Origin of the sequence: Arcobacter sp. LA11 (genome assembly GCF_001895145.1) — a bacterium.
Classification (GTDB): domain Bacteria; phylum Campylobacterota; class Campylobacteria; order Campylobacterales; family Arcobacteraceae; genus Halarcobacter.
In genome coordinates this window covers 1-22,847 of record NZ_BDIR01000008.1, presented here as the reverse complement: position 1 = coordinate 22,847, position 22,847 = coordinate 1, and the positions used below count along the sequence as shown (strand labels likewise).

At 26.9% G+C, this 22,847-nt stretch carries 21 protein-coding genes; all 21 read right to left on the bottom strand.

Annotation, left to right across the window (positions count from 1 at the left end):
• Window positions 1-3: 3 nt before the first annotated feature.
• Window positions 4-594 (bottom strand): undecaprenyl phosphate N,N'-diacetylbacillosamine 1-phosphate transferase, encoded by a 591-nt coding sequence (pglC, locus tag BT997_RS09935; RefSeq protein ID WP_072681746.1) that lies wholly within the window; start codon window positions 592-594, stop codon window positions 4-6.
• Window positions 587-1,816, bottom strand: a complete 1,230-nt coding sequence (locus tag BT997_RS09930; RefSeq protein ID WP_072681743.1) for a glycosyltransferase family 4 protein — start codon at window positions 1,814-1,816, stop codon at window positions 587-589. Before BT997_RS09930 ends, pglC begins: the two co-directional genes overlap by 8 nt.
• Entirely contained in the window at window positions 1,817-3,679 is a 1,863-nt protein-coding gene (locus tag BT997_RS09925; RefSeq protein ID WP_072681741.1) for a heparinase II/III family protein, read from the bottom strand.
• On the bottom strand, window positions 3,663-5,843 hold the full coding sequence (locus BT997_RS09920; protein WP_072681740.1) for a bi-domain-containing oxidoreductase: 2,181 nt from the start codon (window positions 5,841-5,843) through the stop codon (window positions 3,663-3,665). The genes BT997_RS09925 and BT997_RS09920 overlap by 17 nt, the downstream gene beginning before the upstream one ends.
• A gap of 7 nt (window positions 5,844-5,850) precedes the next feature.
• On the bottom strand, window positions 5,851-7,200 hold the full coding sequence (locus BT997_RS09915) for a hypothetical protein (protein WP_072681737.1): 1,350 nt from the start codon (window positions 7,198-7,200) through the stop codon (window positions 5,851-5,853).
• Entirely contained in the window at window positions 7,197-7,610 is a 414-nt protein-coding gene (locus BT997_RS15445; protein WP_143145185.1) for a hypothetical protein, read from the bottom strand. The genes BT997_RS09915 and BT997_RS15445 overlap by 4 nt, the downstream gene beginning before the upstream one ends.
• 694 nt (window positions 7,611-8,304) lie before the next feature.
• Window positions 8,305-9,564, bottom strand: a complete 1,260-nt coding sequence (locus tag BT997_RS09905; RefSeq protein ID WP_072681731.1) for a lipopolysaccharide biosynthesis protein — start codon at window positions 9,562-9,564, stop codon at window positions 8,305-8,307.
• Entirely contained in the window at window positions 9,558-10,622 is a 1,065-nt protein-coding gene (locus tag BT997_RS09900) for a glycosyltransferase (RefSeq protein WP_072681729.1), read from the bottom strand. The genes BT997_RS09905 and BT997_RS09900 overlap by 7 nt, the downstream gene beginning before the upstream one ends.
• A 322-nt stretch (window positions 10,623-10,944) precedes the next feature.
• Window positions 10,945-11,706 carry an AglZ/HisF2 family acetamidino modification protein gene (locus BT997_RS09895; RefSeq protein ID WP_072681726.1) on the bottom strand — a complete coding sequence of 254 codons (762 nt, stop codon included), beginning with the start codon at window positions 11,704-11,706 and terminating at the stop codon, window positions 10,945-10,947.
• A 2-nt stretch (window positions 11,707-11,708) separates the two neighbouring features.
• Window positions 11,709-12,326 (bottom strand): imidazole glycerol phosphate synthase subunit HisH, encoded by a 618-nt coding sequence (hisH, locus tag BT997_RS09890; RefSeq protein ID WP_072681721.1) that lies wholly within the window; start codon window positions 12,324-12,326, stop codon window positions 11,709-11,711.
• Complete coding sequence (locus BT997_RS09885) at window positions 12,323-13,480, bottom strand: N-acetyl sugar amidotransferase (RefSeq protein ID WP_072681719.1); 1,158 nt, start codon at window positions 13,478-13,480, stop codon at window positions 12,323-12,325. The genes hisH and BT997_RS09885 overlap by 4 nt, the downstream gene beginning before the upstream one ends.
• Window positions 13,481-13,614: 134 nt before the next feature.
• The gene (locus tag BT997_RS09880; RefSeq protein WP_072681717.1) at window positions 13,615-14,373 is read right to left on the bottom strand and encodes a sulfotransferase; all 759 of its coding nucleotides are present in this window, start codon (window positions 14,371-14,373) and stop codon (window positions 13,615-13,617) included.
• Between the two features lies 1 nt (window position 14,374).
• Window positions 14,375-15,457 carry a DegT/DnrJ/EryC1/StrS aminotransferase family protein gene (locus BT997_RS09875; RefSeq protein WP_072681715.1) on the bottom strand — a complete coding sequence of 361 codons (1,083 nt, stop codon included), beginning with the start codon at window positions 15,455-15,457 and terminating at the stop codon, window positions 14,375-14,377.
• Entirely contained in the window at window positions 15,454-16,413 is a 960-nt protein-coding gene (locus BT997_RS09870; protein WP_072681713.1) for a dTDP-glucose 4,6-dehydratase, read from the bottom strand. Before BT997_RS09870 ends, BT997_RS09875 begins: the two co-directional genes overlap by 4 nt.
• Before the next feature lies 1 nt (window position 16,414).
• A complete protein-coding gene (locus BT997_RS09865; RefSeq protein ID WP_072681712.1) occupies window positions 16,415-17,365 on the bottom strand; it encodes a Gfo/Idh/MocA family protein in 951 nt (316 codons plus the stop codon).
• A complete protein-coding gene (locus BT997_RS09860; RefSeq protein ID WP_072681710.1) occupies window positions 17,358-17,864 on the bottom strand; it encodes an acyltransferase in 507 nt (168 codons plus the stop codon). Before BT997_RS09860 ends, BT997_RS09865 begins: the two co-directional genes overlap by 8 nt.
• A complete protein-coding gene (locus tag BT997_RS09855; RefSeq protein ID WP_072681708.1) occupies window positions 17,857-18,942 on the bottom strand; it encodes a DegT/DnrJ/EryC1/StrS aminotransferase family protein in 1,086 nt (361 codons plus the stop codon). The genes BT997_RS09860 and BT997_RS09855 overlap by 8 nt, the downstream gene beginning before the upstream one ends.
• A 9-nt stretch (window positions 18,943-18,951) precedes the next feature.
• Entirely contained in the window at window positions 18,952-20,148 is a 1,197-nt protein-coding gene (gene wecC / locus BT997_RS09850; protein ID WP_072681706.1) for a UDP-N-acetyl-D-mannosamine dehydrogenase, read from the bottom strand.
• Entirely contained in the window at window positions 20,141-21,280 is a 1,140-nt protein-coding gene (gene wecB / locus BT997_RS09845; RefSeq protein ID WP_072681704.1) for a non-hydrolyzing UDP-N-acetylglucosamine 2-epimerase, read from the bottom strand. The genes wecC and wecB overlap by 8 nt, the downstream gene beginning before the upstream one ends.
• A 20-nt stretch (window positions 21,281-21,300) precedes the next feature.
• A complete protein-coding gene (gene cysC / locus BT997_RS09840; RefSeq protein ID WP_072681702.1) occupies window positions 21,301-22,026 on the bottom strand; it encodes an adenylyl-sulfate kinase in 726 nt (241 codons plus the stop codon).
• A complete protein-coding gene (locus BT997_RS09835) occupies window positions 22,019-22,750 on the bottom strand; it encodes a hypothetical protein (RefSeq protein WP_072681700.1) in 732 nt (243 codons plus the stop codon). Before BT997_RS09835 ends, cysC begins: the two co-directional genes overlap by 8 nt.
• Between the last annotated feature and the right edge of the window lie 97 nt (window positions 22,751-22,847).

The following is a 22,847-nucleotide window of genomic DNA, read 5'->3' as shown; positions in this document are numbered from 1 at the left end:
TCACTAATTTCCCGTAAATTTTTCCATTGTAGAACTTGTACTTGAACTTATATCACTTCTTTTAACAACTTTTAAAAATGTCATCCATAATATTTTCATATCTAATAAAAAAGATTGATTGTCTACATACCAAACATCATATTCAAACTTTTGTTTCCATGAAATTGCATTTCTTCCATTTACCTGGGCCCAACCAGTGATACCAGGTTTAACATCGTGTCTTCTTTTTTGTTCATCATTATAAAAGTCTAGATATTCAATTAATAAAGGCCTAGGTCCAACAAAACTCATCTCTCCTTTTAATACATTAAACAATTGAGGAAGTTCATCCAAACTTGTACTTCTAATTAACTTACCAATACCAATTAGTCTTTGATCATCAGGTAATAAATTACCTTCTTTATCTTTTTCATTAGTCATAGTTCTAAATTTGAAAATACCGAATATCTTTCTTTTATAACCTGGCCTTTTCTGATAAAATATGACTGGACTACCCATCTTTAAAAATATAAGAAGACTAACAACAATATATAAAGGTGAAAATAGAATTATTAATACTAAGGCCAAAAGTCTATCAAATATATTTTTAATCATTTACAACCCCTTTAATTACTCTTATATATTTTTCTGTAAGCTTTTCTCTATCGAAATTTTCTTTTACAAAATCAAACCCATTATTACCAAACTCTGATAAATTTTCATGAGTCATAGTTATAAATTTATTTACTGTAAATTCTAACTCTTTTAGATTTTCTGGTTCTGAATACAAACCACAATTAGATTTTTCAATTAAATTTCTTGTAATTCCATCAATCGTAACTAAAATGGGCTTTTTACAACTCATATAATCAAATACTTTATTTGGATATACAGTCTTAAAAGTATCTGTTTTTTTCAGAATTGCCATACATATATCACTTGCATTAATATAATCTACAACCTCATGTTTTGGAACAGAATCTATAAATTCTAAATTATTTAAATTATACTCTAATGCTTTTTCTTGTAAAAACTTCTTTTGCATACCATCACCAATTAAAACAAAATGCACAGAGTCATTACCTTTAAATAAATTCGCAACTTCTATGACTTGAATTAAATCATTTGCTACTCCATGTGCACCTAAATATGTAAAAATTTTCTTATTTCCCCAATTAAACTTTTCTCTAATTAATTGAGACTTATTTTCTTTATCCATAATTGAAAAATCAGCGCCATTTGTTATAATCTCAATTTTTCCTATAAACTCGGGAAACCTCTGTTCAATATTTTCTTTAAATGCCGGAGTTAAAACTACAATACGCTTACTATATTTATAAAGTCTATATTCAAGCCAATACAATATATTTAATAAAAACTTGTTATTTAAAACTCCTGTAGCAACTGCGGATTCTGGCCATAAGTCTCTAACTTCAAAAATAAAAGGTACTCTTCTTACTTTTGAAACAATTATTGCAGAAATACCAACAAATATAGATGGTGAAGTAACAATATAAACATCTGGCTTTTCAACTAAAAAAGATTTTATTAATGAAGAAAAAGTATAAGATAGATATCCTATAACTCTACCTATAAAATTACTATTATATCCCGAATAAGTCCAAGTTCTATATAATGTAATATCTTTTTCTACTAACTCAGTATTAAACCAAGTATTTGGTAATATTTTCTTACCAGTTGCATAATGTATATTACCAGCTATTACATCTATAACAAAATTAGATTTTTTTTTAAAAAAAGAAGTAAACTCATTCCATCTTGAGCCACCAGGATCATTCTTACCCAAAAAATATTGGTGAAAAAGTACAATTTTCATTTATTTAAATTCCATTACTGTTTTTATTTCTATATCCTTATCTGTATCAATATAAAATATTATTCTATTACCTTCAAAATAAGAATTATAGTATTCTGATATATATGATGTTTCAACTTTTAATTCTACATTCGAAAAAACTATATATCCATTAATTTTTAAAGTATATTTATCAATTATTTCTACATGATATTTTGTATTCCATATCTGTTTTATACTTGTCATTGATTTTATATTTTTAATAGAATCAATGACTGTAATTGTATTCTTCTCAAGGCTTACTTCTCTTTCTTGTATTATTCCAAACTTTTCTTTATATGCATAATTTTTTCCTAAAAAATTATTAGAATCACTATTTATACACTCAGCTTTTGTCCAATTTGACCATCCAAAATTAAGAACTTGCGTCATTTGGTTTGAACCATTAATCAAAATTGTATTATGACCAATTGTTCCGATAAAATTGTTTTTGAAAGTTTTTTCTGTATTGTATGAGAAAGAGCCAGTATCACAAAATAGATTTTGACCTTTATACCAAATGTCTAGATGAAACATATCATTACTTGCAGGTCTATGTCTATATGAATGACAACGTATAAAAGAGAATACATCTTTGTTTTTTAATATATAATAACCACCATCTTTAAATGATATCTCTTTTGTTAGATCCTCTATATTTTCATTTAAATTAATATTAAAAAAATTTGCAATTGAATAACTATCACTAAATAGTTTTTTCTTATTATTTAATAAAATTGCAAAATTTAAATTTGGTTTGAAATCCTTATAATCATTAGAAGATAAAGGAAATAAATTTGCTCCATCATTTGAACCATAGTTAGGTAGTTTTCCACTATCCTGAATAAAAGAGTTTAAAAAAAAGATCATTTTAAAATGTCTATCCAAAATCGCTTTTGGTAACACATAATTCTTTTTCTTAGCAACTAATATTACAAAAGATAATACATCTAGAGCTAGCCTTTGATAAGTAAAAGAGTGTTGAATATATGAACCATCCTTATAAACTTGGTATTCAGTCTCTTTTAATAAATATTTTAATCCTTTTTTTTGAAGCTTTTTCGATTCTTTATATTGTGGAAATAATAAACCTCCAATAAATAAACCTGCTGCCTCACTAATTGAATGATTATTCTTAACTGATTTTGCAGCATAATCAATATTTGCATTAATTCTCAAAAGTGAAATATATATGTTTTCTACAATTAGCTTTTTATTTACTTCACTAATAAAATCATCAAAATACTCTAAAACAACAATCCAATTTAAAATTCTAAACGTAATTTCTTGACCACATTTATAATTTACACCATAAGGAAAAGAATTATTATTTATCCAATCAATTATTTGATAAACACAAGATTCAGCATATTTCTTATCTTTAGTAATTGAGTATGCATTAATAAAAAAATAGATTTGTGGAAATCTAGAAGCTTCCCAGATTAACTTTATATCACCATATTTACCGAAATCAGGAAGTTTATTCCAAAAAATATTAGAATTTGATGAAACTTTTGTTTTAGGGTTTTTATGCCAATTAATTTTTAAACCATCAGAATAATCTAAATATTCATTTGAAAAAGAGTATATTTTGTTATCTATAGCATTATTAGCTTTTTCTATAAAGCTTGAATCTGAAATATATTCTTTATTAACTAAAGATATATTTTCATATATATGTAAACCTCTAGATACATTATTTACTTTTTTTAATATTTTATTATTTATATAATCAAAATAATTTATTTTTTTTAATATTTCATATTTTAATCTAAAGAAAAACCAGCTATATCCCATATAGGATATATACTGATAAATAGATTTAAGTTTATCTAACAAGAGCATCTAACTCTTCTAAAAGTTCTGAAATATTAACACTTCTATTCTCTTCTAAAGACCTTACATGAGCAAATGTAGCTAAAGTTGTATTAACAAGAGAATTAAATGATATTAAAGACTGGTTTGCTGACTTTATATTATCAATAAAACTTAACATTTCATTTTTATGTCCCTTATCTTGAGAAAACTTTTTAAAATCAGAACTACCATAAGCTAAGTTTTTCTTATAATTATCTAATAAATATACTTTTCCTTCACAGAAAAGAGACATCTGCTCTTTTGGAAAAGACTTATTACCATTTGCAAGATAGCTTAGTGTACCAATAGAGCCATCTTCAAAAATTAAATTCATAATAACATTATCATTTTTAATAGCTAACTCTTTATTACTATTTAATGCACTACTATAAATACTAGTTACATTACTTTTTGCAAGGTAACTCATTGTATCAATAAAGTGACAGCCTTCTCCAATAATTCTTCCACCACCAATACTTGGATCATTAACCCATAAGTCTTTCGGTAATTTCCCTGCATTAATTGTCATATTAATAGCTAAAGAAGAACTTCTTCCTTGTGTCTTATTAAAAATATCTATAGCAAATGGTGAAAACCTTCTATTGAATCCTACCATTAAATAAGGTAATCTATTTTCGTTTTCTAACTTCTTACAAGTTTTAACAACCTCTGCTAATTGTTCCATATTGATTGCTAAGGGTTTCTCTACAAAAACATTTTTACCTGCTTCTAAAGACTGTATAATTAATTCTGCATGACTATTATGTCTTGTAGTAATAAATATCGTATTTATCTTCTCATCGTTTAAAAGTTCGGAATAATCTGTTGTTGAGTATTCAAAGCCAAACTTTTTTGCTGATATTGAACTAGATAAACCCTTTGCACTAGAAATTCCAATTAATTTTGCATCTGAATCTTTTAATATTGGTAAAACAACTAGTTTTGTAAAATTACCTGATCCAATTACACCAATATTAACACTATCAAGCATATCACTTGATGAACTATTTATATCAATTTTTTTCTTTATAACAATAGAGTCTAATGTTTCATATTCTAAAACTACTCCTAAAGCTTCTCTGTTATTTAGAATTTCATTGTATGCTTTAGGTGCCTCTAAAAATTTATAATTATGAGTAATTAAGTAGTCGAAATTTAAACTCCCAGTTGATAACAGTTGAAGAATAGCTTGAAAATTTCTATTCTGAGTCCATCTTACATAACCAACAGGATAATCAATACCTTCAACTTCATATTTGCTATCATATCTTCCAGGACCATATGAACTAGATATATAAAAAGACAACTCTTTTTCATAAAAAGGAGGTCTTGGAATATCCATACCAATAGCTCCAACAGCAACAATTCTACCTTTTTTTCTACATATATTTGCAGCTTGTTCAATTGGGCCATTTGATTTTGTTGCGGCTGTAATTATTACCCCATCTGCTCCAATTTCATCTGTATAATTAGAGATAAATGCCTCAGGATCTTCACCTTTTGCTGGATTTAACGCTTGAAAACCATTTGACCTTGCTAAATCTACTTTTGATTGATCAATATCAATACCAATTGCATCACAACCATTTGCCTTTAAAAACTCTAATGTAAGTTGTCCAATTAAACCTAATCCAGTAACTACTACTTTTTCACCTAATGTTGGTTGGAAAAGTCTAATTCCTTGTAAAGCAATAGATGCAATAACTGTAAATGAAGCTTGTTCAAAAGATACATTACCAGGTATTTTAGCAACCAAGTTTTTACCAACTGCAACAATCTCACTGTGTGCCCCATTTGAAACAACCCTGTCTCCAACTTTAAACTCTGTAATATTTTTTCCTACTTCAATTACCGTACCTGCATTACAATAACCTAAAGGCATAGGTTCTCCTAACTTTGCAAAAACAGTTTCCATTGTAGGAATCAGCCCATCAGTTTTAATTTTATCTAATACCATTTTTACTTTATCAGGTTGTTGTTTGGCTTTTTGAATATAAGAACTTTTCCCAAATTCTAAAAGCATTCTCTCCGTACCCGGAGAAATTAAACTCTTTTCTGTCTTTATTAATACTTCATTTGAACCACAATTTGGAAGAGGAATTTCCTCTAATAATATTTCACCATTTTTTAAATCTTGTAATAATTGTTTCATATATATACTATCCTATATTAATATTTTTGTAAGGAACTTTTAACGTCACTTTACCTGCTTTTGTTCTAATTGGTTCATCTAATTTTTTATACTCAAAATCGACAAAAATATTTGAACTATCAAATAACTTTTCACAATCTAACTCTTTTTCAAAAACGTAATAAACAACTGCTTTTCCTTCTTCTTTTTGAGCAATTTGCAAATGACTAACATAATTAAATAACTCATGATGCCTACCAAAGATAAGAGCAGTAAGAGGTATATTATTCCCATTTTTATCTACAATAAAATCACCTACTCTAGCATCTGACACTGTAAATGATTCTAATATACTAGAATCATCTAAATAATTTATATCATCAATTATATCTTCAGTATTGTATCTTATAAAAGGTGATGTAATATTATAATAACTAGTCCCAACTAAATTATATTTATCATTAATTTTGACTGCTTCTGTATACCCATAAGTCTGAAAAGGATAATATCTACCTCTTTCCTCTTTTTCACCAGCTAATATAACTCTTTCTGTATGACCATACCAAGAAATTGTTTTTACTTTTAAAACAGATTCAATTTTATCTCTAAATAAACTTAGAGGATACTCTGAACCTAGAAGTACTCCTTTTATATTCTTTCTTACTAAAGCTAAAAGTTCTTCATGCTTTTCTAGATAATTTACAAAATCATAAATTGCACTTGGATAACCATGAAAATACTTTAGTTCCTTAGTTTGGAACACTTTTAATATCTTTTCATAGTAATCTGGATATTTATACATATCAATTGCATAACTATGTCTAACAAAATCATATTCAATACCATCAGTTACATTACTTCTTCCACCAAATACCATTTTAAGTTCACTATAATTAAATCCAATTCTTGACCAAATATCATGCATATGCGCCCATTCATTACCCATTGAATCTGGAGTAATGTATAAAGACAATGGTGTTCCACTTGTACCACCAGTATTTACTATGTATCTATTTTTTTGAGGACAACTTCTAACTTCCAAATCATAATCTCTTAAAATAGATTTACTAATGATAGGTATCCTATTAATATCATCAAATTTATTTAACATACTACTTGAAAAGCCTTGTGACTTATAATAATCTTTATAAAACTTTATATTAGCCTCCGAATACTCTACAATACTTTTCATTTTATTAAAAATATATTGATCTTTCTGTTTTCCATTTAATAAAGAAAATTTTTTAATTTCGTTTGTTCTATCCTGATAAATACTACCTATTCCTGGTCGTAGAGAATAAGGAATTAAATTTACAGTTTTTCCTATACTATAAGGTACTTTTGTTAAATTGTTTTTAATCAATGTTGCTATATTCATATAAATTGTTCCCTTTGATTATATTCTTTAAAAATTAAAACTACATTTACCCAAACTATTGATAAAAAAGGATTTGTTAAATTTGACTGTAATAAAGAAGCAATAAATAAAACAACTAATATTGTAAAAGAATATGCTTCAAATTCTTTTTTTACATTTGAGAAAATTTTGATAATTATATAATAATAATAATAAATTAATAAACCAAAATAACTAAATTGTTCTAATATTTCATTATGAAAAGTCCCATAGTTCATTTCTTGTCTATATGCAATTTGAGATGGGAATATAATATTTATAAAACTAAAGTTTTTAATATATTCGTACCAATGTTTAAATCTTACTTTTAGAGAGGGATCAGAAGGAGTTAAATCAAATAAAGATATAAGTATTGTTAAAGTTATTGTCAAATAAAAAACTATATACAGAAATAACCTTAATTGAATTTTTAAAATTCTATATATATAAATAAAAATTATAATTCCTAAAGAAAGAACTGCAAACATTCTTGATTCCATATTAAATATGATTAAATATGATAAAAGAATCATGATAATTGATAGAGTTTTATATATTTTATTCTCAACATTATAAAATGATAATATAATTATTAAAATATAGATAAAGGGATAATAATCATAATAATTATAGACTGCTATTTTAGTTGTAATAAAATAAATAGATGACAATGTTTTAAATAAGATTATATCAGTAAAAAACTTTACTAATATAATGAATAAAGCAGTTAAATAAAAACCTTTATAAACACTTTTATAATCTACTTTACTATAGTATTTACTCAATACATAATATATTGAAAGTGGCATCATCATTAATATAGATGTTATAAGAGCCCTATTAAAAGTGCCAAACAAATAATTAATATATAAATAAATAAGTATTAAAATTGATAAAATTAAATAATCAGTATTAAATAGTTTATTAAAATTAACTAATACTAATATTGATAAAAAAGTTAAACTAAATGGGATTGAAATATTTTTTAATTGATTAAAGGCATGGGCATCAAACCTTATTCCACTACTAAAATCCAAACTTAAGAACAGCGGTACTAAAATTAAAAAGAAATATACATACTTATATTTAGTTAATAGCATTCTTTTTCTTTCTAATTGTATAGAAGAATATATAATTAGTTGTCATTGAATTTATTATAGTACGAATAATTCCACCATATATAATACCTAAAATACCATAATCAAAATAAAAATAATAAGACAATAGTAAACCAAATGAAGTTAAAACTAAAGATACAAAGAATGGAAGTTTAATTACACCTAATCCAACTAAAGCACCACCAGTAATTGAGTATGTAGACCAACATACATATTTAATTAGTAAAAATGGTAAAATTGATAATACGACATCATAACCATTACCATAATAATATTCAACAAGTAAATATGCAGCTATATACAAAGAAATTGCAATGACTATACTAATAGGAACCATTAGAAGTTGATATTTTATTAATGTCTTCTTTAGCCATTCATAATTATTTTCATTGTAACTAAAATATGGTGTTACTATTGTTTGTACCGTACCATTTATAACTGTTGCGGATAAAAAGAAAATTAAACAAATTGAAAAGAAACCTACAGTCTCTTCATCTACTAAAAGGTAATCAAGTAAATAAATATCCACATTCTGTGAGAAAACACCTAATAAAGTTGACAAAAATGCAAAAAAAGCATAATTATTATATTTTTCACTATTTTTCACTATTTTTCTTTTAATCTTAAAATATTTAATACTCTTTAAATAAATTAGAGTTCCTACAATATATGAACCTATTGTAGAATATACTAATCCAGATAAACCATAAAAGTATGTAAATATAAATATTAGTATTATAAAGATAATTCTTATAATAGCTTGAAGCTTTGCAACTTTTTTTATTTTTTTTAAAGCCTGAAAATAAGCAAAGAATATATATCCAAATGACGCAAATAATATTACAACCGAATATTTCTCTAACCAAAATCTTACTTTCTCACTGTTAGTCAAATAACCAAAATATAATAATAAATTTAGTAAAACAATCGATAATATACTAAATAATGTAACTTTTTTTAAAGAAAGAAATAAAAGAGCTCTTTTTTCATAAATTGGCCTTCTTTCAGATGCAATTTTCAATAATGAAGTATTATAACCGAACGTACCAATCACAATAAAAAATGCTGCATAAGATTGGACTGTTTTAATAACACCTATATCAGCAGGAGGTAGTATTTTACCTAGAAATATAACAAGCCCAAATCCTAAAAATTGAACTAAAAAATTTGAAAAAATTAAATGAAAAAAACCTTTTCTATTTATTTTTCTAATAAAATCTTTTAACACTTTTTACCTAATATCTCTTCATATACTTTTATTATATTATCTACTACAACTTTGATATCATGATATTTTTCAACATATTTCCTACTTACTTCTCCTATATTATGCCTTTTTTGTGAGTCTGTAATTAAATCTTTTAAAACATCATATATAGTGTCAGGATTAGCATTTACTATTGGTAAGTCTTCTGGATAGTTATCCACTAAATCCTCTCTAATATATGTTAATGTTGGTTTACCTGCACACATAGCTTCTATAGCAGTTACACCGTGAGAACCACATCTTAATTCATCAACATAAATATCACAATCAACAATCTCTCTATACAATTCTTCTTGAGTCAATTGTCTTTTTAAAACAAACTCAAAGTCGTATCCATCATTTTTAAGCTTCTCAACTGCTTCAACAATATATTTAGTACCTTTTACTAAAGGTTCAGTTGGTATGTGCAAAATTTTTGGTCTTGATTTATTTGCATCAGGTATACGACATTCAATATCATCTAAATTAACAGGTTGTCTATATATAAAAACCTTTTCAAAATAAGGCTCCATGTATTTAGAAAACTCAGGAGTACATAGTGTATATTTTAAATACTTATTCCAAGACTTATGTCTTAAAAAAATTCTAAAATCTCTTTTTACACTTTCAAATCCGAAAGGAACATAAAAATAAGGATTCAGTTTTCTTGAGTGTCTTGTATTTCTAACATCACCACCACCAAATGTAATTAGCATTGGGATATTATTCTTATGGAAAAGTTTTCCTTCATATAAATGATGTAATTCTCTAAAAAAGATATTTGAACCATGATAATGAACTAACTTAGTATCTTTAGAACTTTTCTTAATAAAACGTATAATTTTTTTAAAAATTGTAAATTTACTATCACTTGGATGATATATTGATTCATCAAAAGGTAAATTCCTCTTTAAATCATGAACATCTTTATTATAATATACAACGTTTTTACTATTAATGCCTCTAGTTCTCAGTTCTTTTGCAATTTTGTATGGCCATCCTGCTAAACTTCCAAATTGCAATATATACTTATCTTCCAAATATATTCCTTTTATTTTATTTTCTGACTTTTTCTCAACGATGGTAATTCTACATATTTATGTAAAATCCATGAAATAAATACAACAATTGCAATAGTTACAGCTAATGAAATAAAGATATTTATACCAACCTTAAAAGTAAAAAAGCTCAATAATACAAACCCCACTGTTGAATGAACAACATAAAGTGGATAACTAATGTCTGCCCAAAAACCTGCAAAGATATTTCTTGCAGAAAGTCTATATCTATAGAAAAATAAGAATATTATTAATGCAAAAATATATTCTATTACTTTTCATTAACTATAACTAACCTTCAATCTTAAGACAATGCTTTTTTTAATCGTTCCCTACTAGGAAAATTTATTAATACACCCATACCTTTTTTTTGATAAACAACCATACTTCCCACGGCACATGCTGAAGCATTTCCATTCTTTACAACATCAGTAATATGTTCTAAACTACCACAACCTCCATTTGCAATTACTGGCACTTGAACGCTACTTGTAATACTTCTTATTAAATTTACATCATAGCCATCCCATGTTCCATCATTATCAATTGAAGTTATTAATAGTTCTCCTGTACCTGCACTTTCAAGTTGTTTAGCCCATTGAACAATATCGTTTTTTTGTTTTTTCTTTCCATGATGAGAATATATATTATCACCACCAAAAAAAGTCTTTTTTATATCTATTGAACCAACAACACTTTGTACACCAAAGTAATTAGATATCTCTTCTATTAATTTAAGGTTTTTATATGCATTTGAATTAATAACTACTTTTTCAAATCCAATTTCAAAAACTCTTTTTGCATCATCTAAGCTACTTATATTTCCTCCATAAGATAAAGGCATGAAACATTCATTAGCAATATTCTGTAAAATTTTAAAATTAATTTTTCTATTCTCTTTAGAAGCAAATATATCTAAAAACATTAATTCATCAACTTCTAATTCATTAAATATTCTAACTGTATTAACTGCATCACCAATATAGTTATACTCTTTAAATTTCACAGTTTTAACAAGGCTTTTATCTTTTAAAAGTAAACATGGTATTACTCTAGTTCTTAACATTATTATATCCTTGCAAAGTTTTCAAATAATTTCATTCCAAACTTATGACTTTTTTCCGGATGAAATTGTGCACCATAGATATTATCTTTTTGTATTGCACTATCAAACTCTAATCCATAGTGTGTTTTTAACATAGAGTTTTTTTCTTCTTCAACTTTTACAAAATAAGAGTGTACAAAATAAAATCTAACCTCATCAAAGTCTTCAAAATCTTCTGATAATTTGCTTTCATTAGATTTTTCTACAATATTCCATCCCATATGTGGAACTCTATACTCTTTATTTATATTATTTTTAAATGATAAAGTTTTAGCAGATATCCAACCTAATCCAGACAATGATCCTTCTTCACTTGAATTAGTTAATAGTTGCATACCTAAGCAGATACCTAAAATAGGTATCTGCTCTTTTAATGCTTTTTCATCTAAAATTTCTTTTAATCCATTCTGATTTATTTTTTCCATAGCTGCATCAAATGCACCAACACCAGGGAGAAGAAGCTTAGAGGCATTTTTAATTTTATTAACATCGCTCTCTATTTCAGATTCTATTCCTAAATATTTAAACATATTTTTGATAGAACCTAAATTTCCTAATCCATAATCAACAATTGTTATCATTCATTGTCTTCTTTCATTGGAAAACAATATTTTAAATAAAAACTCATAGGTACTAAATTAGCCTTAGCTAAAACTTTAAATAATGGTCTTAGTAACTCAAATCTTTTTTTATAAGTTGGATATTCTTTCCATGATTTTGGTGGTCTACTCATTACTTTATCATACTCTTCATCAGATAGTTGTAATCTTTTCTTAAAATATTTAACTAAATCTTTTTCTATCAATGGTGGTTTGCTATACTCTTCCCAAGCTTCCTCTCTAGAAATTTTCCCAATTCTTGCAAGAGCAGATAGTGTATTGTTTCGCATGTCAGTATTAAATTTCTGTGGAGTATATACAGAATGTCTAAATGCAGTTAATCTATTTTCTAAATGATGGCCTCCATAATATTTCCAATTATACTCTTTCATCAAAAATTCTTTTGCATCTTCTTTATTATAATTAATATACCAAAAAGGTCTAATTTTTTTAATTCCTGCAAAAGCAGTCCAAAATAGAAATCTAGAAAATGTCATTAAAGGATATGTTTTCATTGGCACTCTACCAAACATTTTATGAATTGATTTAATATATTTACCATCAGTATAGTTTCTTCCTACAGGAGTAATTCCCTCAGTCATAAAGGAATGTCCTTCTATTACATACTTAACTTTATACTTCCATGCTGCTCTATACATAGTTTCTGCTAATGCTAAATCTGTTGGAGCTTCAATTTCTGAAATATCAGCATAAAAAAATGATCTTGCGATATCATTTGACTCTTCATTATCTAAAACATGAGTATATAAATCAATATCTAAAGCATTTAAAACTTTTTTAATATTTTCTGTTGCAATTGAACTATTCCATGTATTATCATAATGAACAGCTAATGGTCTTAATCCCCATTTTTTTGCTAGATAAAGCATATAAGAGGAATCTGTACCCCCACTTACACCAATAATACAATCATACTGTTTGTTTTTACCATTTTTCTTAATTTCTTCAATAATCTCTTTGAATTTTTCTTCACCTTTAGGTGTTGCAGTTCCATACTCTTTTAGTAAATCATCAATTTGATGACAATAATTACATACACCATTTTCATCAAACTTTATATAAGCTACTCTTTCATCATAAATACATCTTGAACAAACTTGTAAATCAGTTTTCAAAAATTACTCCTAGTTTTTTATTTTTATATCTCTTTATTATTTTCGAAGTCTATTAGGCAAACTCTAAAAAAAGTTTTAAATTAAATATAACTTCAAACACATTTCTAAAACAATTAATAGAATTTATATTTGAATTATAAATTCCATATTTTTGCTAAATCTTTTCCAATTAAGTTAGACAGTTTATTAACATCACCAATCAATTCATCATACAAATAGTTGTATGAATCTTCGTCAATGGTAATACTATTATCGGTAAAATTTGTTTTCATAAACTCTATTTTATCATTATACTCTATTCCCAAGAATTCAGATAATTGAGACAAACTTTCTCTTGGAGAACTAATTAACTCTTCAAAAACAACAATATGAATATTATTTAAATCAAAATTATCCAAATATGCTTTCATTTGACTAAAATATTCTGAACGGCCAATATAATTATAAGGTTTTATATTAACCCACTTATCTATGTAGTGCTTAGTTCTTTCTTTTTCATTTTTAATAACATAATTAAAATCTAAAACTTCAATCCCATTTTTAACAGTAAACATATAATTAGAAAAAACTCTACTTATTGGATTTCTCAAAAGTATAACTAATTTAACGTCAGGGAATTCACTTTTAATTCTTTTAGCAGTTTTTTCTCCACCATACAAGTATGAAGAAGACTTTTCTCCAATTACTTTTTTATTAGCGTCAGAAAAATACTTATTGCAATAATATTCTAAACCTTTTTCATATTCATCTTCTTTAAAAAAAAAATTTGGTTCTACATTTACAGGAATAAAAACATCCTCATACTCGTTTAAATATTTTACTAATGAACTTGTACCACATCTAGCAGCACCAATAATCATAAAATCTAAACTTACTTTTTCAAAATCTATCATTTTATTCTCCATAAGATTTTATTTTATCTGAAATAAAATTAACATCCACATCATCATAACAAGGTAGTGTAATAGTGTTATTTTCTAAATACATGGCATTACTTTGTACACTATTATACTTATTTTTATAATAAGATGTACCACTTAAACAATATGTACCTATCGTACCTTCAATTCCATTTTCTCTTAAATACTTCACTAAATCATCCCTATTTACATTTTCAGGGACAATAAAAACTAAAGACTGTACATTGTGAACTACATTACTATTAATAACTTGAATTTTGAATCCAATTTCTGATAATTTATTAACATATTCATCTCTAATTTTATTTCTTGAATCAACAATAGAGTCAATTTTTTGAAATTGTTTAATTCCCATTACTGCTTGCAATTCTGGAAGTCTATAGTTATACCCATAATCAACAAAATCAAACTTTCCATTCTCAACTTTAGCCCCATGATTTAATTTTACTTCAAAAAACTCAACAAAAGATTCATTATTAAAAGTAACTGCTCCACCTTCTCCAGTAGTCAACAATTTCCTAGGATGAAAACTAAAACAAGTAATATCTGCTATGTTACCACACTTTATACCATTTTCAGAACTTCCAATTGAACATGCAGCATCCTCAATTAGAGGTAAATTATACTTTTCACAAAGATCTTTAATTTCCGTAACTCCGCCTGGATTTCCTAAAGCATCTACATAAATTACAGCTTTTGTTTTTGAAGTTATTTTATTCTCAAGTTCAAACGGAAGCATATTATAAGTTTTTAATGAAACATCTGCAAAAACAGGTATAGCACCTAAATCTTCAACAACATTAGCAGTTGCTGGAAATGAAAAGTCTGACACAATTACTTCATCACCATTTTTTATATCTAATGCTTTAAGAGCCATAGTTAATGCCGTTGTTGCTGAAGTAGTTAAATATGCATGTTTTGCACCCGTATATTTTTTTATTTCATTTCTAAAAACTTCAACATATTTACCTTTTGTAAACCAACCACTATCAAATATATCTTTAAATTCATTTTGTACTTCATCAAAACTAATATAAGGCTTTATTAATTTTATCATTTAATGTTTTCCTTATACCATTGAATTGTTTTTTCTAAACCTTCGTCAAATGGTGTTAATTGATAATCAATCATAGATTTAATTTTTTCATTACTTGCATTATGACACTCTACATCAGCACCACGTGCAGGTTTCTGTAAAACTTCTCCCTTATATTCCATAATATTAACTATTTTATGAATTACATCTTTCATAGAAATTTGACCATCAGTTGAAATATTTATACTGTCAGCCTTCTTCATTAATGGATAAAGTTTAATAATAGCATCAACTGTATCAAGAACATAAATAAAATCTCTACTTTGTAATCCAGTTCCGTGAATCTCTGGATTAATATTATTGATAATTCTAAATGCAGTAATAGGTATAATACCCGCTAGATAACCTTTATAATTTTGCCTTGGTCCATAATTGTTAAAAGGCCTTACGATAAAGACATCTAGATCAAACATATTTACCCAGCTATGAACTGCTATATCTGCAGCTGCTTTTCCTGCAGCATATGTTGTAGTTGGTTTAATTGGATGTTCTTCATCCATTGGCTCATAAACAGCAGATCCATAAACTTCAGATGTAGAAAAATGTACTAATGTTTTAAAATGACCTTTTCTTTGATGTTCTAAAATATTTAAAACACCGTTTACATTTGTATCAAAAGCATTTTTAGGATTAACAAAAGAGTAGTTTAGTGCCTTTGTAGCACAGTTAAATACAATATCAATATTATGTCTTTCAAAGACATAATCTAAAGATGAGCTTATTTCAATATCGTCTTTATATAAAATTGCACCTTTTGAAATTGCATCTTTTAAATTATCTTCACTACCAACAAAAAGATTATCAACTACAATTACTTCTTTAGCACCTTCATTAATTAGTCTATCAACTAAATGACTTCCAATAAAACCTGCTCCACCTGTAACAAGAATACTACTATTTTTTATTTCTGATCTCATATTATTTTGCTTCCATTATCTGCTTTTGAATTTCATTTGCTACTTCCATTGCAAGTAATCCATCATCTTCATTAGGTACATTTACTGATTCACCATTACATAATTTAACAAAATCAACAAGTTCAAGAAGTAAACCCTCTTGTGGTCTAACGTCAATAGTTTCTTCTTTTGAAGAAATAGATACATTTTCTAAATACTGTTCAATGGTTTGTTTATTAACAAATACTTCTTTACTTAAAAGATTACAATCAATATACATATCATCACAAGTAGCACTAATATGTCTAATTCTTTTCTCCGTAATTCTACTAGCGACCACATTTGAAAAAGAACCATTCTCATGTGTAATGATTGCTCTTGCATATTCAATCATATTATCATTTATATATCCATGTGCTTCAATTTTCTTAGGCTTTCCATTAATATGTAATGCTAAATCTAAATCATGAATCATTAAATCAATTACAACATCAACATCAGTAATTCTACTACTAACTTTATTTGTCCTTGAAAAATCTATATTAATAATGTGGCTACTATTTCTAATTACCTTTTCAAGTGCAACTACAGCAGAATTATATCTTTCAATAAATCCAACTTGAATGTTTAAATTATTTTCTTTTGCAAGTTTTACTATTTCAATACTTGACTCAAGTGTATCTGTTAAAGGTTTTTCAACAAAAATATTTTTAACATATTTTGATACTTGCTTAATATAATCAGCATGTGTGAAAGTTGGTGTTACAATTACAACACCATCAATAGTTTGAAGATCTTTTTCTAAATTCTCTGATACAGGAACATTATACTGCGTTGATAGTTGTTCACATAAATCTTTATCAAAGTCATATATAAACCCTATTTCAACTTGCTTCAACATTGCAAGATTTCTGAGATGGTTTTGTCCCATCTTTCCAACACCTAATAAACCAATTTTTACAACATTACTCATTTGGATTACCTTCTAATTTATTTCCCATTTTATCTACAAAACTATAATGTTTAGCTGGATTTCCCATTACTAAACTATAAGGTGCTACATCTTTTGTTACTACACTTCCTGCTGCAACCATTGCATATTCACCAATTGTTATACCACAAATAACTGTAGCATTAGCACCAATACTTGCACCTTTTTTAATTAAAGTTGGAGTAATTTTCCATTCAGGGTCAAATGCTCTTGGAACTTTGTCATTTGTAAAGCATGCATTTGGACCTACAAAAACATCATCCTCAATTGTCACTCCTTGATAAACTGATACACTATTTTGTATTTTACAATTATTACCAATGCTAACCTGAGTATCAATATATGTATCTTTAGATATTATACAGTTATCACCAATTGAAGATTTTTCTCTAATTTGTGAATTAATCCAAATTTTAGTATTTTCTCCAATTAAAGCCATTTCAGAAACATTTGCAGTTTCATGTATAAAAATGTTATTCATTTATCACCTCAATAATATAATCTTGTTCTTCTTTTGTTAAAAATGCAGACATTGGTAAAGCCATAATATCAAGTGAAATTTTTTCTGTTACAGGGAAATCACCTTCTTTATAACCTAAATACTCAAAAACCTCTTGTAAATGCAATGGAATTGGGTAATAAACACCTATTGGGACACCTTTGTCAGAACATTTTTGTAACATCTCTTCTCTGTTCTCTACTCTAATACAATATTGTGCCCAAACTGATAAGTTATTGTTATCGACAAAAGGTATAATTACATTTTTAAGATTGTCATTATAATATTTAGCTATCTCTTGTCTTCTCTCTATCTCTTCATCATAATATTTTAATTTTACATTCAATACACCAGCCTGAATTGCATCAAGTCTACCATTAATTCCAACTTCACTATGTACATATCTTTTTGTTTGACCATGATTTAAAATAACTCTCATTTTTTCTGCAATCTGATCGTCGTTTGTGAAAACTGCTCCACCATCCCCATAACAACCTAAAGGTTTCGCCGGGAAAAAGGAAGTTGTTCCTATAGTTGAAGCATTGCAAGAATTTAATCCATTGTTTTTAGCACCAAAACTTTGTGCTCCATCTTCAATTACAACCAAATTATTTTTTTCAGCAATTTCGTTTATTTTATGCATATCAGACATTTGTCCAAAGATAGATACTGGCATAATTGCTTTTGTTTTTAATGTAATTTTTTCTTCAATTAAACTTGTATCTATATTATAAGTTTTTTCATCTATATCAACAAATACAGGTTTTGCTTTTAAAAATGCGATTGTTTCTGCTGTTGCAATAAAAGTAAAAGGAGTTGTAATAATTTCATCACCTGGTTTAATACCAATTGACATTAGAGCCAAAACTAATGCATCAGTACCACTACTACAAGCAATTGCATTTTTCGAACCAGTAAACTCAGACAAGTTCTTCTCAAGTTCACTTAATTTTGGTCCCATTATATAACCTGAAGTATCTAGTACTTCTTTAATTTCTTTATCAATTTCATCTTTATATTTTTTATATTGGCTTTGTAAATCTATAAAATTAATTTTCATACATATCTCCTATTTTAATATTCCACAAAAATCTATAACTTTTTTATCTAAGTTTTTTAATCCTTTAAACTCTTTATGAGCAACTAAATAAACTATAATATCAGCCTTTTCACTAGCTTCATCATATGCAACTATCTCAAAATCATCATGATCTTTAATATTTGGTTCAACTGCAAGAACATTGAAATTTTCATCTTTTAAAGTTTTAGTTATGTATAATGCTGGAGACTCTCTTAAATCATCTATATCAGGTTTAAAGGCTAATCCCATACATGCTACAGTAGCTTTTTTTCCATTTTCATTTTCAAAAGTCAAGGCTGCATTTTTAATTTTTTCAATTGACCACTCAGTTTTATATGTATTTATTTCTCTCGCAGTTTTTATGATTTTGGCATCATCTCCCCCGGCATGAACAATAAACCATGGATCTACTGCAATACAATGACCACCTACTCCTGCACCAGGTTGTAATACATTAACTCTAGGATGTCTATTAGCTAAAGAGATTAATTCCCAAACATCTATATTAAACTTATCGCATAAAATTGATAATTCATTTGCAAATGCAATATTTGTATCTCTAAAAGAGTTCTCTGTTAATTTAGCCATTTCTGCGGTTCTAGCATCAGTAGAAAGTACTTCTCCCTGAACAAATGTTTGATAGAACTCTACAGTTTTTTTAGTTGCCTCTTCTGTAATTCCACCAACAATTCTATCATTTTCGACTAATTCTCTCATTATATATCCAGGAAGTACTCTCTCAGGACAATGAGAAATAAATAAAGACGAAGTATCAATACCTTCTTCTTTTAATGTAGATTCAACTAATTCTGTTGTACCTACAGGAGAAGTAGACTCTAAAATTACAATATTGCCGTCTTTTACATATGATGATATTGCTTTTGTTGCACTAACTACATAATCAACATTAGGTACAAACCCATCATGAAAAGGAGTAGGAACCGCTATTATAAAAATATCAGCATAATCAGGTTGTAACGATGCTTTAAGCATTCCACTATTAACTGCTGCTCTTACAAAAGTATCTAAGTCTGGTTCTACTATATGAATATTTCCTTCATTAATAGTCTCTACAGTTGATTCAACTACATCAACTCCATGAATTTCATAACCTCTATTTGCTAATAAAGCTGCAGTGGGTAAACCGATATATCCTAATCCTACTACACAAACTTTTTTATTCATTTATTTTTCCCTTAATAAAATTAACTATTTTTTCGCATGATTTACCATCTCCATATGGATTATGTGCCATACTCATTTTTTTATATTCTTCATCATTCTTTAAAAGTAATTGAGCTTCTGAAACTATTCTATCTTTATCAGTACCAACAAGTTTTACTGTTCCAGATAATACAGCTTCAGGTCTTTCAGTTGTATTTCGCATTACTAAAACAGGTTTTCCTAAAGATGGAGCTTCCTCTTGAACACCCCCTGAGTCAGTAATAATAAAATATGATTTATTCATCAAATATATAAAACTTTCATACTGTAAAGGCTCTATTAAATAAACATTAGGAGTGTCTGATAAAATCTCTTTTACTGGTTTCTGAACATTAGGATTTAAGTGAACTGGATAAACAATATCAACATGGGAATTGCTATTTGCAATTATTTTTAAAGATTCACATATGTTAATAAATCCTTCTCCAAAATTTTCTCTTCTATGTCCAGTAACTAATATAAGCTTTTTATCTTCTACTAATTTATATTCATTATTTAAACTACTAATAATTTTATTTTTCAATTCTTCATTTGTTTCTATTTTTTCTAATGCTAAAAATAGAGCATCAATAACAGTATTTCCCGTTACTTGTATACTGTTTTTATCTTTATTTTCTTTTAAAAGATTATCTTTTGATGTTTCCGTTGGAGCAAAATGATAATTTGCCAATACCCCAGTAATTTGCCTATTTGCTTCCTCTGGCCAAGGTGAATATATATTTCCAGTTCTAAGTCCTGCTTCAACATGTGCAACTTTTATTTTTTCGTAAAATGCAGCTAAACTACTAGCACTTGTAGTTGTTGTATCACCATGAACTAAAACAATATCTGGTTTATACTCTTGAAAAACATTTTTTAAGCCTATTAACACATTTGATGTAATATCATATAAATCTTGTCCAGGTTTCATTAAATTTAAATCAAAATCTGGAGATATATCAAAGATATCTAAAACTTGGTCAAGCATCTCTCTATGTTGTGCAGTTACACAAACTTTAGACTCCAAAGTTTGTTCTGCTTCGAAAGCTTTTACAAGAGGAGCCATCTTAATGGCTTCAGGTCTTGTACCAAAAACTAGTAAAACTTTTTTCAACTTTTTCTCCATATACTACTCTATTTGATATATTTTTTTTTAATAAATTTTACAATTTGCTGAGTAGCATCTTCAACAGATGTGTTATCAGTATCAATTATAATCTCAGCATGTTGCGGTTCTTCATAAATATCATTTACCCCTGTGAAGTTCTGATACTCACCTTTTAAGGCTTTTTCATACTTCCCTTGAGTATCTCTTTGCTTACATGTTTCAATATCAGCTTTTATATAAACAACTATATTATTTTGAACCATTTTTCTAATTGCTTTTCTTGATTCTTTATACGGTGATACAAATGAAGCAACTGTTGAAACAGAATTATTTTGTAAAGTCTTAATAAGATGTCCTATTCTATGCATATGTCTATTTCTATCTTCTCTTGTAAACCCTACATTAGGTATTAAGTCTCTAACATCTTTTGAATCAAGTCTCTCTATTGGTATATCAATCTTTTTCAACTCTATAAAAACAGAATCTGCAATTGTTGTCTTACCAGATAAAGGAAGTCCTGTAAACCATAAATTAAAAGGTTCAATTTTTTGTCTTCCCCATTTAATTTTAAACCATGCTCTTTCATGTGCCCAATAAAACCCTACTTTTAAAACTGTTTCTAAAAGTCCTGCAGCAATAGCTAAATCAAGTCTTCCAAAGAATACATAAACAATTAAAATAGTTGTTGTTGTTGCCATAAATCTCCAACTAATACCTTTTACGATAGATCTTGTATTTGTATCTCTATACACTTAAATTCCTTTTTTTAGTCATATAGTTTTTTATTGATTTTCTAATCTCATGAAGCTCTTCATTATCACCTTGTAATCTATCAAAATATTTTTCAATATTATCATTTTCATCTATTTGAGATATTTTTAAAATTATATTTAAAAATACACTAAAAGGAACATCATCTCCTCTTTTTAAAAAATGTATTGCTCGTTGTAATGATACAAAGGGATTAATATTAACATTAACAAGTTTATTAACGCTTGTATGTAAATATTTAATAAACTCCTCTCTTATATCTGACTCTATAATCTTTATATCAAAAAAATTTCTATCTAATACACATTTAAATCCTATCTTAGTTGAATGAAAATCAAAGACATCTACAACAAATGACAAGTTTTTATTTAAAAATCTTTCTCTGTAAACAATTTGAATAATCTCGTTATCATAAATATATGAAGACGAATTATTTTCATACATAAAATATTTTTTATCAATAGATTGATTTATCTCATTAAATTTATCTTTTGTCAAAAAGAAAATATCAATATCTCTAAAAGTATCAGATTTAATACATGAACCAGCTAAATAAAACTCTATTTTTTCATCTGTTAATTCAGAAGTTGTTGTATTTTTAAAAAATCTTTCTAATGTACTAACTACATTTTGTAATCTAATATCTAATTTAAGAATTAAATCATATGATATAAAACTATATTGATTCCAGAAAGTATACTTCATCCTAAAATTTCTTTACATTCCCACTCAGGGAAATTTTTTCTAATATACGAATTCAGCTCAATTTCTGCTTTTGTATATTCTCTTATTTTTTCCTCTT

Coding starts and splice junctions, on each gene's coding strand:
- pglC (WP_072681746.1), bottom strand. CDS start 594: ATGATTAAAAATATATTTGATAGACTTTTGGCCTTAGTATTAATAATT.
- BT997_RS09930 (WP_072681743.1), bottom strand. CDS start 1,816: ATGAAAATTGTACTTTTTCACCAATATTTTTTGGGTAAGAATGATCCT.
- BT997_RS09925 (WP_072681741.1), bottom strand. CDS start 3,679: ATGCTCTTGTTAGATAAACTTAAATCTATTTATCAGTATATATCCTAT.
- BT997_RS09920 (WP_072681740.1), bottom strand. CDS start 5,843: ATGAAACAATTATTACAAGATTTAAAAAATGGTGAAATATTATTAGAG.
- BT997_RS09915 (WP_072681737.1), bottom strand. CDS start 7,200: ATGAATATAGCAACATTGATTAAAAACAATTTAACAAAAGTACCTTAT.
- BT997_RS09895 (WP_072681726.1), bottom strand. CDS start 11,706: ATGTTAAGAACTAGAGTAATACCATGTTTACTTTTAAAAGATAAAAGC.
- hisH (WP_072681721.1), bottom strand. CDS start 12,326: ATGATAACAATTGTTGATTATGGATTAGGAAATTTAGGTTCTATCAAA.
- BT997_RS09880 (WP_072681717.1), bottom strand. CDS start 14,373: ATGATAGATTTTGAAAAAGTAAGTTTAGATTTTATGATTATTGGTGCT.
- BT997_RS09875 (WP_072681715.1), bottom strand. CDS start 15,457: ATGATAAAATTAATAAAGCCTTATATTAGTTTTGATGAAGTACAAAAT.
- BT997_RS09870 (WP_072681713.1), bottom strand. CDS start 16,413: ATGAGATCAGAAATAAAAAATAGTAGTATTCTTGTTACAGGTGGAGCA.
- BT997_RS09865 (WP_072681712.1), bottom strand. CDS start 17,365: ATGAGTAATGTTGTAAAAATTGGTTTATTAGGTGTTGGAAAGATGGGA.
- BT997_RS09860 (WP_072681710.1), bottom strand. CDS start 17,864: ATGAATAACATTTTTATACATGAAACTGCAAATGTTTCTGAAATGGCT.
- BT997_RS09855 (WP_072681708.1), bottom strand. CDS start 18,942: ATGAAAATTAATTTTATAGATTTACAAAGCCAATATAAAAAATATAAA.
- wecC (WP_072681706.1), bottom strand. CDS start 20,148: ATGAATAAAAAAGTTTGTGTAGTAGGATTAGGATATATCGGTTTACCC.
- BT997_RS09835 (WP_072681700.1), bottom strand. CDS start 22,750: ATGAAGTATACTTTCTGGAATCAATATAGTTTTATATCATATGATTTA.